The sequence below is a fragment of the Acinetobacter sp. PFS20 genome (assembly GCF_052261015.1).
Taxonomy (GTDB): domain Bacteria; phylum Pseudomonadota; class Gammaproteobacteria; order Pseudomonadales; family Moraxellaceae; genus Acinetobacter.
Genome location: NZ_JBPVZE010000001.1, coordinates 569,216 through 584,836, shown reverse-complemented (window position 1 = coordinate 584,836; position 15,621 = coordinate 569,216). Strand labels below are relative to the sequence as shown.

Annotated in this window: 13 protein-coding genes and 1 tRNA gene; 7 read left to right on the top strand and 7 right to left on the bottom strand. The window is 35.3% G+C overall.

Annotated elements, in window-relative coordinates; genetic code table 11:
- Positions 1-403 precede the first annotated feature (403 nt).
- Entirely contained in the window at positions 404-787 is a 384-nt protein-coding gene (locus ACS125_RS02850; RefSeq protein WP_238612251.1) for a hypothetical protein, read from the bottom strand.
- Positions 788-1,085: 298 nt separating this feature from the next.
- Here ACS125_RS02850 and ACS125_RS02845 point away from each other — a divergent pair, with 298 nt between their 5' ends.
- Positions 1,086-1,598: a DUF2059 domain-containing protein gene (locus ACS125_RS02845; protein ID WP_238612250.1), complete on the top strand. Its 513-nt coding sequence runs from the start codon at positions 1,086-1,088 to the stop codon at positions 1,596-1,598.
- Between the two features lie 124 nt (positions 1,599-1,722).
- On the opposite strand, the gene ACS125_RS02840 is transcribed toward ACS125_RS02845, so the two are convergent.
- The 3 genes from ACS125_RS02840 to sxtP form a co-directional block, all read right to left on the bottom strand.
- Positions 1,723-1,798: transfer RNA gene (locus ACS125_RS02840), tRNA-Thr, on the bottom strand.
- 111 nt (positions 1,799-1,909) lie between these two features.
- Positions 1,910-2,236, bottom strand: a complete 327-nt coding sequence (locus tag ACS125_RS02835; RefSeq protein WP_443270424.1) for a gamma-glutamylcyclotransferase family protein — start codon at positions 2,234-2,236, stop codon at positions 1,910-1,912.
- 23 nt (positions 2,237-2,259) lie between these two features.
- Positions 2,260-3,504: a multidrug efflux MFS transporter SxtP gene (gene sxtP, locus ACS125_RS02830; protein ID WP_443270422.1), complete on the bottom strand. Its 1,245-nt coding sequence runs from the start codon at positions 3,502-3,504 to the stop codon at positions 2,260-2,262.
- A 139-nt stretch (positions 3,505-3,643) separates the two neighbouring features.
- On the opposite strand from sxtP, the gene sxtR reads away from it, so the two are divergent.
- The 3 genes from sxtR (at position 3,644) to ACS125_RS02815 (ending at position 7,231) form a co-directional block, all read left to right on the top strand.
- Positions 3,644-4,543 (top strand): multidrug efflux pump transcriptional activator SxtR, encoded by a 900-nt coding sequence (gene sxtR, locus ACS125_RS02825; protein ID WP_151963796.1) that lies wholly within the window; start codon positions 3,644-3,646, stop codon positions 4,541-4,543.
- Between the two features lie 897 nt (positions 4,544-5,440).
- Positions 5,441-6,403, top strand: coding sequence for an L-tyrosine/L-tryptophan isonitrile synthase family protein (locus ACS125_RS02820; protein WP_443270419.1), 963 nt, complete (start codon positions 5,441-5,443; stop codon positions 6,401-6,403).
- A gap of 33 nt (positions 6,404-6,436) precedes the next feature.
- The gene (locus ACS125_RS02815; RefSeq protein ID WP_151963798.1) at positions 6,437-7,231 is read left to right on the top strand and encodes a TauD/TfdA family dioxygenase; all 795 of its coding nucleotides are present in this window, start codon (positions 6,437-6,439) and stop codon (positions 7,229-7,231) included.
- Between the two features lie 515 nt (positions 7,232-7,746).
- On the opposite strand, the gene ACS125_RS02810 is transcribed toward ACS125_RS02815, so the two are convergent.
- Both ACS125_RS02810 and ACS125_RS02805 read right to left on the bottom strand, forming a co-directional pair.
- The gene (locus tag ACS125_RS02810; protein ID WP_443270417.1) at positions 7,747-10,791 is read right to left on the bottom strand and encodes an efflux RND transporter permease subunit; all 3,045 of its coding nucleotides are present in this window, start codon (positions 10,789-10,791) and stop codon (positions 7,747-7,749) included.
- Positions 10,788-11,915, bottom strand: a complete 1,128-nt coding sequence (locus ACS125_RS02805; protein WP_151963800.1) for an efflux RND transporter periplasmic adaptor subunit — start codon at positions 11,913-11,915, stop codon at positions 10,788-10,790. Before ACS125_RS02805 ends, ACS125_RS02810 begins: the two co-directional genes overlap by 4 nt.
- 132 nt (positions 11,916-12,047) lie before the next feature.
- Here ACS125_RS02805 and ACS125_RS02800 point away from each other — a divergent pair, with 132 nt between their 5' ends.
- On the top strand, positions 12,048-12,665 hold the full coding sequence (locus ACS125_RS02800; RefSeq protein WP_151963801.1) for a TetR/AcrR family transcriptional regulator: 618 nt from the start codon (positions 12,048-12,050) through the stop codon (positions 12,663-12,665).
- A gap of 122 nt (positions 12,666-12,787) precedes the next feature.
- Here the strand turns inward: ACS125_RS02800 and ACS125_RS02795 are convergent, their stop codons facing one another.
- Positions 12,788-13,672: a DMT family transporter gene (locus ACS125_RS02795; RefSeq protein WP_443270414.1), complete on the bottom strand. Its 885-nt coding sequence runs from the start codon at positions 13,670-13,672 to the stop codon at positions 12,788-12,790.
- Between the two features lie 350 nt (positions 13,673-14,022).
- On the opposite strand from ACS125_RS02795, the gene ACS125_RS02790 reads away from it, so the two are divergent.
- Complete coding sequence (locus ACS125_RS02790; RefSeq protein ID WP_144732651.1) at positions 14,023-14,703, top strand: hypothetical protein; 681 nt, start codon at positions 14,023-14,025, stop codon at positions 14,701-14,703.
- A 15-nt stretch (positions 14,704-14,718) separates the two neighbouring features.
- Entirely contained in the window at positions 14,719-15,609 is an 891-nt protein-coding gene (locus ACS125_RS02785) for an FAD-binding oxidoreductase (RefSeq protein WP_443270411.1), read from the top strand.
- The last annotated feature ends 12 nt before the right edge of the window (positions 15,610-15,621 follow it).

The following is a 15,621-nucleotide window of genomic DNA, read 5'->3' as shown; positions in this document are numbered from 1 at the left end:
GGGCTGAAAAATATTTGATGGCAAAGTAAACATCTCGTTCCTTGTTATTTTTAAATATATTTTAGAAATAAAGTAATAGGTTCATTATAGCGTTTTCTCATTTAATTGATGAACTGAACTTCTTCATAAATTCATATTTTCGTTTTTTATTTTCAAATATAGGCAAATTAAGTTTTGAATTTAAAAGCACTATGTACGCTTTTTCTTACATACATTCGGGAAGTTGGCGTCTTTTTATGACGTGATGAATTGCCTATGATGAACTCATCAGGAACAGGAAGTTCCGAAACGTAAAACAACAATAATAAGTTTAAGCATCAGGACGTGAGGTATTACAGGAAGTGTACCTAGTAACGAAATACGAAAAAAGCCCAACAGGATGTTGGGCTTTTTTCATTTTGTATTAATAAATTTGTTTGCCGCCTAAGGCTGTGCAATCAACTGGCGTATTCCATTTCACCGCAGTTCCTGTAAGTACTGGACGTACAATACGCCACGGCCAGAAACCAAATCTTTGGCTTTGATGATAATTAATCACCACATCTGCACCGTATTTACGAGCAATGATCGCTAATTTAGGTTTTACCTCTTCAAAACCCCCATAAGTTCCTTTCGCGGCTTTAATACGTTTAATAGATTTATAGTGCTCTGCTGAAGGGGTACCCTCAATTAAGCAAATGGGTGGCATTGTAGTAGTTTGCATTTGAGCTTGAGATGTAGTGTCTTGAGCATATGTTGTTAAAGGCAATGTTAGAAATAAAGCAGGTAAAATAAAACGAAGTTTCATATTTTTCCGTATTGGTATCTTAATGAATTAAAGTTTATAAAATAGGTCTTATTCATATGACCTTATTTGGGGGCGCATTATAATCATATCTTTTTAATATTTCTTATTTTAATCTTATATTTTTTAATAAATTATCAGCATCATGTTTCGCTTTTAAAAGAATAAATTTGTTTTAGAAAATTATTTTTAAGATTAGGTTTATAATAAGTCTTTATTAAAAACAAAAAACAAAGCCTTTGACAAGAATTGTCTATCCCAACTATTATCCTTAAAAAATATTCTTAATATGTTATTAATTATGATGAAGAAAATATTATCTACTTTAGTTATTGGTTTATGCCTCACTCATCCAACCTTTGCACAGCCTGCTTCTAGTGAGTCTGTAAAAGAATTAATGAAGGTCACAAAATCCCAAGATTTATATAAACAAATGAACTCGTACATTGAGCAGATGATTTCAAAAACAATCTCTGAAGTTGAAATGCAACAAGGTAAACCCCTTAATTCACAACAAAAACAGGTCGTGGCAAATTTTGCTAAAAAGTTCTCTACCATTACTGTAGAAGACATGGGTTGGGAAAAACTTGAGCCTGAATTTACTCGTATTTATGTGACAAATTTCACTCAAGAAGAAATCGATGGATTAATTAATTTTTATAAATCACCAGTTGGTCAAGCAGCCATAAACAAAATGCCTCTAGTGATGGAGCAAAGCATGAAATTGGGCCAAGATCTAACTAAAGAAGCTATGCCTAAAATTATAGCCGCAGCAAAAGAAATGGTTATTGAATTAGAGAAATATGAAAAATAATTTGAAGGGTGTGGATCAATAGGTCTACACTCAATTTTTTGATAATAATTATAAATCTGTAAGTATTTCAAAACCTACAGGCAACAAAAAACCCCATAAATCAAATATTCATGAGGTTTAATGATGGTGCCGACACACGGATTCGAACTGTGGACCTACTGATTACAAGTCAGTTGCTCTACCAACTGAGCTATGTCGGCGACGTGGAATGAATTCTACAGTTTCTTAAAAAAAATACAAGCCAAAAAATGACCACTTAAATTTTTTCTATCAATTTTTAAATCTTTATGTGCTTGGACTTTAGAAATAGCTTAAGACTTTAACACATAAATAAAAGAATCAACACGTTCGCCACTATTTAAAGTGACTTGAACAGGTACTCTTTCGTATTCTTCGCCTTCAAAGTCATCCAGTAATTTCCAGTTTGCATCTAAATGTTCTGAGCTAAAAATAAAACCTTGAACTTGATTGGTAGTTTCACCAAGTACAATTCCCGGATAGCCTAAATCTGCTCCCCAACCTTCATTGCGCAAGCTTCCGTTTACCCAACCTTCTGACCATTGTCCGCCAATATTTTCAAGTATATGTGCATTAGGACGGCCTGGGCCTAAAGTGCCATAAACAAATAAACTCGACATGTGATTTTCCTTTAACTTAAAAATTAATGCGCTTTCGCGTGTGTGGTATAAACGACTAAAAATATTCCAATTAACGACAGTACAACGGTTAAGCCTACGATCGCACTCCATCCACCGTGTAACCAGAACCAGCCACCTGCTGAGCCGACAATACTCGAACCCATGTAGTAAAACAGCAAGTACAGGGAGCTGGCGTGGGCTTTGGCTTGTTTACTTTCGGCACCAACGGAACTACTGGTGAGTGAGTGGGTAATAAAGAAACCTGTGGTAATAAAGGCGATGCCGATAATAATGCCGAAAAGAGAGCTGAGTAATGTCATGAGGCTACCCACAATCATTAAGGCAAAGCCGCTCATCATCATGGTTTTTTTACCGAAGCGATCGGCTAGCGTTCCTGCCAACGATGAAGACACCATGCCAAAGCTATACGACAAGAAAATAAGGCTAATTTGAGTTTGACTTAGTGAATAGGGCGCTCCGCTTAAACGGAAAGTGGCGTAGTTAAACAAGGTCACAAACACACTAGTGAGCAAGAAACCAATGGCAAATAGGCGTAGTAATTTTAAATTACTTAAATGGGTCCGCCACATTTGCAGGTGAAAATTTAAATTCAAACCTTTTTTCTGTACGAAATTACGCGAAGCAGGAAGTAAATTCAAAAAAGCAATTGAGCAAATAAAACAGATTGCACCAAGTAAGCCTAAAGCAGTGCGCCAAGAAAAATATTCAATCAAAATACCCATGCCGACGCGGCCCATCATTCCACCAAAAGCCGTACCTGCAATATACAACCCCATGGTTTTACCCAAGTGTTCAGGTGCGATTTCTTCTGCAATCCAAGCCATCGTCACTGCGGGTACACCACCAAGTAATAGACCTTCTAATGCTCTTGCTATGAGCAAACTGTGCCAGTTAGGTGTAAACATAGCCACAATATTAAGAATAGCTGCGCACAGCATTGAGCTGAAGATAACACCACGACGACCAATTGCCTGAGAAAAAGCGCTCGATAGCACAATCGAAATGGCTAAAAAAGCAGTCGTTAATGACAAAGCTAAAGAGCTGCTCGCAGGGCTAATTTGGAAGCTTTGGCTGAATGCTGGCAGAAGTGGCTGTACACAATAAATCAGAGAGAAACTGGCAAAACCTACGAGGAATAAAGCAAATCCTGCATGTTTGTAGGCTTTAGTCCCTTTGTGAATCCATTCGCGGGAAAGAAGAGAATTTGCCTCAGTGCTTAAGGTACTGGGTGTAGATGAAGAGCTCATATCATGACCATGACAGAAAGAAAGTGCAGTGCGTTGGAACATGCTGCATCGAGAAAATTCGATAAATTAAAATTAGCAATTTAGAGGGTATTTTTCTAATATATTTAACAATAGGTCATGATATGTTTTATATATAGCGATGGAACTCAGACATATACGCTACTTTTTAGCAGTAGCAGAAGAAAAAAACTTTACCAGAGCTGCGCATCGTTTAAACATGAGTCAGCCGCCTTTAAGCATGCAAATACGGGACTTAGAGGAAGAGCTAGGTGCAGATTTATTTATCCGTTCTCCGCATGGTGTTGAGTTGACCGAAGCTGGGCTTGCCTTTTTTAATGCGATACAGCCTGTACAGCAGCGTGTAGAAGATGCAGCGAACCTCGTTAAACAAGTGGCAAATGGCGAAGTAGGTCAATTACGATTGGGTTTTACAGGTACTTCAATGTTGAACCCTCTCATTCCTAAATGCGTTCGCTATTTCCAGCAGCAATATCCGAAAGTGAATTTAAAACTTGAAGAAGCGAACACCTTGCTGCTCATCGATTTACTACTCGAAGACCGTTTAGATGTCGCAATTATTCGATCACCACGTAATATTCCAGATAGTTTAATTATTCAAGAGTTATTGGCTGAACCCCTCATTGCTGCTTTGCCTTCGGAGTCTTTTAATCTAGACGATTCATCACCAGAAATTGATTTAACGGCACTCCGAGAACTTGATTTTATTGTCTCGCCACCTTCAATTAGCGCAGGGCTTTTCGATGCGATTAAACAAGCCTGTCATGAGCGCGGCTTTGAACCAAAAATTGGACAAAATGCTCCGCAAATTGTGTCAATTTTATCGTTAGTCTCTGCAAACTTAGGGGTATCTTTGGTTCCCGAGTCGACTAAACAATTGCAAATACAAGGCGTGGCTTATCGCTCTTTGAAGGCGCCAGTACCTACGGTGGGTTTAGGGCTTGCTTATAAAAAACATGCCCCTTCACAAATGGCAATTAATTTTGCCAGTGTGGTGCAAGATGTTCTCCATTTCAATTAAATATTATGAAAAGGAAGTTAAATTTTATTCACTATATAATTATTTATAGGTCTAAATTTATACAAAAAATATTTAATTTTGGTTGAAAAACAGGCTTGTGAACGAAGTTTTTATCTATAAACCATAAAAATTATTATTCTATTGTTTTTAACAAAATTTATAAAAACTTAATAATATTAAATATTCGGTAAAATTGTAAAATTTTTATATTAGTTTTATTAATAAATTAATTGCTAATTTATATTTATTCTTAATTGTAAGTAGTCAATCAATTGTTAGGGGTTTTTTGTAATTTAAATTTAAGCAAAGGTTTACTATGAATTTTTATAATTTTAATTAATTTAATGAAAATAAAATTTTATTTTTATGTCTATTTATTTTTCATCCTGTATTAAAAAATTAATATTAAATTAAACTGAATAATTATGTTTTTTTTTGAGTGTTTTAATCAATTTTTAGGACATGGATTTACGTTAAAGCAAATGCTAGACTTGTGATTGATTTAGAAAGCTTAATATAAATAAAATTTTATACTCAAGGAAAATAATCAGATTTTAACTAATAGATATATTTTATTGGTGGTTAAATGTTCGATAGTTATTTATTTTGATAGTTAAAATTAGAAATATATGAGTTGAAATTTTGATCTTATTTTTTATTAATGGTTTATATAAAATGATTGACTAATTTAAATTTTATGAAAATTTTTTTGTGTTAAATAAAAAGTTAATATCATCAAAAATAGGATTAACTACTATAGAAATTATTATTGGAGAGAAAGCTGAATGAAATAAGTGAAATTTATTTATAAAGTAATATTGAAAATTTAAATAAAGACTTAAAAATAAGTCTAATTTAAAAGTTTGTGAATGTATAAAGGAAATAAGGGTTTTTGTTGTGGTACAAATTTTAAATAATGATTTAATGTTAGCTGAGCAGATCGTAAAATTAATTTTTCATAAGCGACGTTTATTAGCAAATGACTCAGAGCAAGAGAACTTTCAAGAAGAAGCTTTTTTACATATTCAAAAAGTATTGAATTTTGTCAAAAATAAACAACCTATTCATATGATTTTACCTGCTTTTCCAGCTAAATCACCAAATAGGAAAAAAACTTTAGATATTTTCCCTGATAAAGGTGAGGAATTAGCTTTAGCAACATTGAATAAATTATGTGAAAAAATAAAAAATATTTATTCACCTGGAGCAAAGTTAACTATTTGTTCTGATGGGAGGGTTTTTGCTGAACTAGTACGAATCCCAGATGAGGCCATATCTTCTTATAAATATGATCTTATAGAGAGAGTGGGAAAACCTTATGCAGATAATATTGATTACTTTGATTTAGATGATGTTTTTCAAGATATACCAGAATATAGCACACTACGTGAAGAGTTGATGGTTCAATATGGAGAGTCATTACTAAGCTTAAAACACCGATGTAAGCAAGAAAAACCAGCAGCTGAAATGTATCGCGGGATTTGTCGCTTTTTGACTGAGGATTTTTCAGGTCTTACTGAATTCAAAGGTTGGTCAAAAAACCAGATATTGAATGTAGCTCGTATGAATGCTTACCGAGTAATTCAAAGAAGTAATGCATGGACTAATTTATTGAAAGAGCAATTCCCAAATTCGGTTCGTCTTAGTATTCATCCACAACCTCGAGTTTCAGAAAAAATTGGAATATATTTGATGGACTCGGATGACAATTGGCGTACTCCTTGGCATTCGGTCGTTATACAAGATGATGATGGATTTACTTTAGTTCCACGACATAAAGCCGAAGAAGAAAATGCTTTATTAATCTTTAAAAACGGAAAAGCTAGCCATTATTTGCGTAATAACCAACAAGAAATGTAAGTACATATGGTTTTATATTTAGAGATTTGAATAATGTTTAGTGTAAAAGATTTGTCTCCATTTGGAGCATTAATAACGGCATCGGATGTTCATGACAATATTAATGAGATCGGTACCGAGGTTTTAAATAACTTGTTGTCTCAATATAAAGTTTTAGTATTTCGTGGATTTAAAGCGTTACCAGATCCACAATATATTAACTTTTGTGAGTCATTGGGCAATCTGATGTATTGGGAGTTTGGTGCTTTACTCAATGTAAAAATGGAACAAGATCCTAAAAACCATATTTTCTCAAAAGGCAGGGTTGAATTGCATTGGGATGGAGCTTTTGCGAAACAAACTCCAAGAATTAATGCTTTTCAGTGTACCGTATCCTCAGAAGATGGGCGAGGTGGGGAAACACTTTTTGTTGATACCACACGTATTTTGAAAGATATACCTTCTAGTCAATTAGAAGACTGGAAGAAAATTAAGCTATCTTATTCGACTGAAAAAAAAGCACATTATGGCGGCTCAATTGATGTAAACCTCATTGAAAACCATCCTCATAAAGGCCATTCAGTCATCCGGTTTATTGAAATCGAAAATGAAGATAATCAGGAAGTGAATCCTGTACAGCTCTCCATTAAAGATACAAATCATCAACCCGTAGAATCACAAGAAATTGTTCAGTCAATCACAGAGATTTTATATGACCCTAAATACATGTACCAACATCAGTGGGTTAGTGGTGATTACATGTTGATTGATAATAATTCAGTATTACATGGCCGTGCAAAAGTTGAGGGTAATGTGAATCGACATTTAAAACGTGTCCATATCTTGTAACTAATTGATAGAAAAAAAATCGATGGAAAATGTTAATGGATCAAGTGCTTCAGCTGAAGTTATTAGGACAGATTTTCCATTGAGTAGGTGGTGATTCTGCTTATCAGCAGAATCATTGCCTAGATTGCTCAAAGGTTTTTAGCTCAAATGGAATCACTAGGTGAAATTCTAGCCGGAATTATAATAGGACCTAGTATATAGGGACTCTTTTACCAAATGTATTTGTCTCATTTCTGAAGTGATGTGTAGTAAAAAAATTAAAAATTTCCGTATGGGAGTTGCAGAAATTGAAAACTCTGTACAATCAGGTGTAGAAATTTTCTTAGCGGCTTATCTTGTCTAACACTATCTTTTCTTCTTATAAAATTTGAATAATGAGCTACTTCAAATTTACAAGTGACTCATCATCATTTTCCTCACTTTAGAAGTTTATAAACCATTAAAAAAAGCACAAATAGAAAAATCTATTTGTGCTTTTAAGCTATAAATTTTTAGTTCTATCGAGCTAAATAAATTTAGCTTTTCACTCTAAACCAAGCAGCATAGAGTGCTGGGACAAAGAATAAAGTAAGTATCGTTGCTACTGCTAAACCACCCATAATCGCAATTGCCATTGGGCCCCATAATGTGGAAAGTGTAAGAGGAATCATTGCTAAAATTGCTGCTAAAGCTGTCAATAGAACAGGACGAGTACGACCTACAGTGGCTTGAATAATCGCTTGTTCTGGTGTTTGACCGGTAGAAATATTTCTATCTATCTGATCAACTAAAATAACCGAATTACGCATAATCATACCAGCTAGAGCAATTACTCCTAATGTGGCCACAAAACCGAATGGTGCACGAGTAATCAATAAGGCTAGGCTTACTCCGATCATGCCAAGTGGAGCTGTTAATACCACCATAAACATGCGACTGAAGCTTTGCAGTTGTAGCATCAAGAATATTGCCCAAAGTAGTAACATCACCGGCATAACAGATTGAATAGCTGCATCTGCTTTAGCACTTTCTTCAATAGTTCCTCCAGTTTCAATACTGTAACCAATGGGTAACATTTTACGAAGATCATTTAGCATCGGTTCTATTTGCTTTGAGACATCTGGTGCTTGAGCACCAGACACGTCAGCACGGACGCTGAGAGTTGGTAAACGGTTACGTATCCAGATTCCTCCTTCTTCTAATACAGGTCTGAGTTCAGCGACTTGATCTAGAGGAATATTTTTTCCATTTGATGCACGAATCGTAATTTGGCCCATTTGAGCTGTATCAAGCCGATTATCTGCTTTCGCTCTTGCTACGACATCAATTAACTCTGTGCCTTCTCGTATCTGAGTAACTGTATAACCACTTAATAACATTTGTAAGGTACGTGAAATATCTTGCGAGCTTACTCCTAAACTACGGGCACGTTCCTGATTAATAATAAATCTGATGGCTTTACTACGTTCGTTCCATTGAAAATTGACATCACGTACATTTGGATGCTGACGCATAATGTCGCGAACTTCAGCAGCAATTTCACGAACTTTTTCAGGATCTTTACCACGGACCCTAAACTGTACAGGGTAACCAACAGTGGGACCTAGCTCTAAACGATAAACCCGTGTTCGAATATGAGGGAATTGCTGAATGAGACGATTATGTAGATCAGAAGTTAATTGGCTCGCTTGTTCAATATCTTTTGGATAAACAATTAACTGTGCATAATTATTTTTAGGTGTTTCTGGATCAAGAGATAGATAAAAACGAGGAGAACCACTTCCTACATAAGCTGTGTAATCTCGGACCCGTTGATCACTGGAAAGTAATTTTTCAACCTGTTTCGTTGCGTTTAAGGTTGCCGTGTAACTAGCACCTTCTTCGAGCTGTACATCAATTAGAATTTCTGCACGCGGTGAATCTGGAAAGAATTGTTTAGGAACGAATTGAAATGCAACTAAAGCGAGAACAAAGCTGAGAACAGTGGTCAGTAAAACCCATTTCCTTTTTTTGACGCACCATGCAATTTTACGACTAAACCATTGAGAAAGTTTATCTCTGTATGAATTTTTCGAGGAATGAGAATGATGTGGCTGTACTTTGGGAAGTAAAATTGTGCCTAAAAAAGGAGTAAACAGTACTGCTACAAACCAAGATACAATTAAAGAAATTCCAACCACCCAAAAAATTGATCCGGTAAACTCACTTGTTGAAGATAAGGCAAAGCCAACTGGAACAAAGCCCGCCGCTGTAATTAAAGTACCTGTTAGCATGGGAAAAGCTGTATTACTCCATGCAAAACTCGCAGCTTTAAAACGGTCTAGACCTTCTTCCATTTTGACTTGCATCATTTCAACAGCAATAATCGCGTCATCGACTAACAAGCCTAAGGCAATAATAAGTGCACCTAAGGAGATTCTTTGTAAATTTATATCTAGGCGCCACATAAAGAAAAAGGTAATACCCAAAACTAGAGGAACAGATAAAGCAACCACAATCCCTGTCCGCACGCCTAAAGCAAATAAACTGACGGCAAGAACAATGCCTAAAGCTAGAATAAAGTGTCCGAGAAATTCGTTAACTGAATGCTCAACGAGACTAGGTTGATCTACTACTTTTTCAATAAAAATACCCGCAGGTAAGTTTTCTTGTACCTCTTTAATACGTTGATCGAGATGTTTGCCCAAAGAAAGAATATCGCCTTTTTCTGTCATTGAAACAGCAAGACCAGTGACACGTTCACCATTTCGTCTCATAGACATTTGTGGGGGATCGATAAACCCTTTATCAATATGAGCAACATCCCCTAAATGAATATTGTGTGTTCCGACTTGAACTACGATATTTTTTAAGTCTTGTACGGTTTTTACATCTCCATCAACACGAGCATATATACGGGCATGAGGACCTTCAAAAGTTCCTGCTGGTTCGACTGCATTTTGTTTTTGTAATTCATTAACTAAGTCTAAGGGAGAAATACCCAATTGAGCTAACTTGGCATAATTGAACTCAATATAAAAGCGAGGTTCTTGAACGCCTAATAGAATGACTTTGGAAACATCGGGAACCTGAAGTAAATGGTCTCTTGTAGAAAGAAGAACCTGTTTCATTTGGACATCATCAAATCCATCAGCATGAAATGCGTAAATAGACCCAAAGGTATCTCCAAAGTCATCATTAAAAAATGGTCCTTGGATATCTTGAGGCAAATTTTGCCGTATGTCGTTTACTCGTTTACGTGCTTGATACCAACTTTCTTCAATTTGACTTTTACGTGTCCAGTCTTTCAGAACTAAAAAGATGGTTGCTTGTCCTGGGCGTACATAACTTTGTACATAATCATAATTCGGTACTTCTTGAAGTGTACGCTGAATTTTTTCAACAACCTGTTGTTCTAAATCTCGTGTAGTAGCGCCTGGCCAATTTACATCTATTGTCATGACCTTTATCGTTAAATTTGGATCTTCAGCGCGCCCTAATTTAAAATAAGCTACAGTACCTAAAAGAAGAGAAAGTAGCATCGCGAAAATAATTAATGTTCGATGCTGGAGTCCCCAACTGGATAAGTTAAATCCTTTCACGGTAACCTCCCATCCCATGCTTTTACAGCCATCTTGCTATCGAGACGATGTACGCCAGCCGTAACAATTTGTTCACCCACCTGAATACCATTGGCAACCGTAATAGTTTCAGTATTGATTTTGCTAAGTTTAACTGGACGAAGCTGAAGATTTTTTGCACCATGGGGTAATATCCAAACGGCTGTTTGTTGTCCTTTTTGGAAGAGGGCACCAATAGGTAAAATAATCTGTTGATCTACATTCTTATTTAAAAAATGGACTGTTGCTGTCATACCTAATTTAGCTGCAGCTGGTAAATTTGATATAGAGATTCGAACACGATAAGTACGACTATTTGGATCTGCAACAGTCGCTATTTCACGCACATGACCCGTAAAAGTATGGTCAGATAAGCTAAGTAATTTGATGCTGACCGGTTGGTCTATTTTGATTTCATTAACCTGACTTTCAGGAACATCTATCTGTACTTCATTTTCACCATTTTGAGCTAATTTAAATATAGGCGTGCCAGCTGAAACAACCTGTCCACTTTCTGCTTGAACTTCTGCAATTGTTCCTACTGCTGGTGAACGTAAAGTTGTATAACTTAAATCGTTTTGTGCCCGATCAAGGCGACTTTGTGCTGCATTTACTTGTGCTTGAGTGTTTTGATATAAGTTTTCGAGACTATCGAGATCGGATCGTGAAATAGCGCCTATGTTAACCAGACTACGATTACGTTGAAGATCTCTTTGTAGTCTTGTGAGAGTGCTTTGTGCTTGATGCAATTCAGCAGTTGCTTCCTGAATACTAAGTCTAAACGGAGTATCGTCTAACTGGGCCAAGGCTTGATTTTTTGTAATAGAAGCTCCTGTATCTACTAGACGTTTAATGATACGACCTGCTACCCGAAAAGAAAGTTGGCTTTCAACTCTAGGTACAATATTTCCTGAAAAAGATAAATTAGAGAGCTCACTGGCAGGATGAGCTGTGGTGAGTTGAACAGCAATAACCTTTTCTGGCTCTTCGGTTTTATTACTACAACCAACTAGGGGGAGAATACTTACAAGAAATAAAATTATAAAAATCATGTAGATGTTTGTTTCTAATGATTTTAATTGATTTTTAAACTCAATCGGAGGCATTTCGTAGATCCTTAAAGGGATTTTTAAACAACTAAAGTTTTCAGAGGAATATTTTTGTACTGGTTCGAAAAATATTTGAATTTTGTACTATTTTGTATAAAATAGTCAATAAATTTTTTATGGAGATCGCAAATGGAAATTAAATCTCGAGGCAGACCGCGCTCTTATGACCCTGAGCAAGTATTAGAGCGTGCATTACATGCATTTTGGAAAGGTGGATTTTCAGGAACTTCTCTTGATACTTTGGCTTTGGCCACAGGTTTAAACCGACCAAGTCTTTATGCTGGCTTAGGAGATAAACGCACAATCTATATTAAAGCGATGCATTATTTCCAAAAATATGCCCAGACAGAATTTGGCAAAGCATTGGAACATAAAGATACGGATAGGTCGTTTGCCGATGTTATTTTGAGATATTTGCGAACAGCTCTCGAAGTAGATGGATATCATGAAGATATCGATTTGAGTGGATGTGCAGTTATATCAACAGCCATGGCTGATGCGTTGGCTAATAATGAAATCCAAGCTGTATTAAAAGAAGTTTTAACAGAAATGAATGAACAGCTTTATCAACGATTGAGTCTAGCTAAACAAAATCTAGAATTACCTCATGATACGGATATTGATGCATTAGCTTTCTTAATGACTTCTGCCGCGCATAGTATTGGAATTCGTGCTAGGGCAGGTTTAGACTTACAGCAAATCGAAATATTACTACTTTCTGTGTCTAAAATTCTTTGCCCAACTTAAAGTAGAAATGTGTCTAAATTAAATAAAGCTCTCTAAGGTTTATCAATAATATTTTTAAAATTAGATAAATTGAGTTTTAAAGAGAGCTTGGATTTTGTTCCATTATCAAAATTAAATTTGTATTAGGCTTTAGGCGCTTTATTCATTAAAAAGATGCCTGAAATAATGAAAATTGCGCCATATAAAAACGATAAAGTCGGCTGTTCATGAATGAAAACCCAAGCCATCAGTGCTGCAAAAATGGGTTCAGAAAGTTCGGTCACTTGTACTTTTGCTGCGGGTAAATATGTTAATGCTTTGGTTGTGCAATAAAATCCAAGAATGGTTGGCAGAACTGCCAAGCCTATTAAGCCTAAAATAATATTGGTATTAAAACTAATGCTATGAAAATTAATTAAAAAGGGAACAGCAAGATAAACACTACCAAAAAGTAATAAATACTTCGTTAGGAATAAACCACCATTTAATCTGAATTTTTTAATTAATACTGAAAATAGCCCATAGCCAGTGCCTGCAATAGAGGCATTGATCAGCATTAATAAACTATTTTCACCTTTCCATGAAATTAAACTAATACCCGCTACAGCTAATAATGTTCCCGCAATAGAATGAATATAAATATTTTCTTTTAAAACTAATCTACCAAAAAATAAAGCTGAAATAGCGGCTGAAGCCATGAGTACCACAACTACATTGGCCGCAGCACCATGGTTGTAGGCAATGGTTTCGAAAAAGAATAGTGAAAAAATCCCTAAAAAAGCACATATCGCAATTTGGACAAAGACACTCAGTTTGCTTGGAGTATTGCTAATAAAAGCAATTTTTTGGCTAACAGGAACTTTAAATAAAAGCACACTTAAAAAGAAGAACGCGATGACTGTTTTTAAAAAAGCAATGTCTTGTGGGCTTAAGCCACTGTGCATAAGCAGTTTACTAATCACCCCAATAGAGGCATTGAGTGCAGCAGCACAGAGCGCAAATAGAGTCCCAATAATCAGATTATTCACTTTTCTAATACTTCCATATATTTAGCCATAAGGAGTCTACATTATTTTTCGCAATATAGCCCTGTCAATTTCCTTCTTTTCCATGAAGTATAAATTATTTAAATTTTCTTGGTGATGGATATTAATTTGAATTAATCCATTTATTAAAAATTATTTGTTGTTTGATTGTTAATTAAATTATTTTATTTAATTTTAATTAGAAATTCTTAAAAATAATATTTTGTTGACATTTTTTAAAATATATTTAAACATAATATTTGATTGTTTTAAGTTTAATTAATAACAGTCTTAATTCTAGCTAATAAGTATTTAATACTTAGATAATAATTTAAATATAATGGAGATAATTCGTGTTTTTTTCACAGGAAAGTTTGAAAAAATTAGAAAGTGCGGTTGATCACGCTATGCATAGCGAGTTTAAAAAAGATGAGATTATGCATAAATTTCATAATGAAGACTGGTTCGATGAAAATTATTATAAACGTCATATTTTAGAGTGTGTTATTCGCATTCATATGAATAATGAATTAGATGCCAATGCAGTGCGAGTTGCAGCAATCAATAATATCTCTGCCGCAAAACAGCTTTCATATTATTTATATGATGAATTTGGTCACGATGAAATGTTCGGTCAGGATTTGTCTAAATATGGCTATTCTTCAGATCAGATCGTTTCAAAAAATGCATTTCCTGAAACATGGAAACTGATGGGGTATTTAAACTTTTGTGTAGAGAAATTTGGGGCATTACCAGCAGTCGTTTGGGACTGGTTCCTCGAATATTATGGTGACAAATTTAATAATTTTATTACCCAAAAAGCGGGTGTTCATATGGGGAATCAGGCTGTATCGGGTGCAGCTTCACATGTTGCATTCGATGAAGCTGAAGACCATAGTGGCATGATGACAGAGATGCTTTCTTCTGTAATTAAGACACAAGAAGACTTTGATCTAGCCATCAAACATATCAATAGTTTTGTTCCAATGGTGGGTGAGTATTTTCAGGCTGTACGTGCTGAAACGCTTTCATAGCAATGGAATTAGAATATGCCAATGGTAAATATCCGCATTCAAGAGCATATTTACATTGCTGATTCTGAACAGCCTCTCATCGATGCGGTGCCTGATAGCGCCGTGATGAAAGGCTGTTTAAAAGGTGTGTGCCGAGTTTGTCGATGTAAGCTAAAAGGTGGAGTTGTATATGAATCAGGAAATCAGGTTGCCGTAGGACAAGAGTTCCTACCTTGTATTAGCTATGCTCATAGCGATGTCGAAATCGCACCATTGGTTAATAATTTTAGTGTGGCTCAACTTATCAGTAGAAGTTTTCTTGCTGAAAATATTGTTGAGCTCACATTTAAAATTAAAAGGACGTTCTTTAGTTCTAAAGCAATTGTGAATATCAAACACCCGTCAGAGCCTTTAATTCGAAGTTACTCTGTGGTTTCACTGGGTGTGAAAAATTATGATTTTTTTGTTTTGCACATAAAATTAAGACCAAATGGAATATTTTCTAACTTATTTGAAAAGCTAGCGATTGGTGATCAATTAGAATACAACCTGAATAATCATATAGAACCTGAATACGAGAATAATATTTCTACGCTCAATATTGTAAGCGGTGGAAGCGGCATGGGAGCTGCACTTACTCGTGGATTAGATCTCATCCGGAAAAATCCTATTTCCAAAGTAAATATCTATGCGATTAATCGGTCAGTTTTAAGTGATTATCATCAACATTGCTTAAATGTTTTTCGAGAACAAGTTGACGCTGAGGTCAATATTATAAATATCCCGTTTTGTACGTGGACGAATAATGGATTTGATTTTTCAAATTATTTGGACTCTCACGAGTTAACAGTGGGTGTCGGTTCTACCCCAATAATTAATAAAATTTTAAATCAGCCTCTGTGTGAGTTAGAAAGTTTTGGTCCCTAACGGAGACTGTAA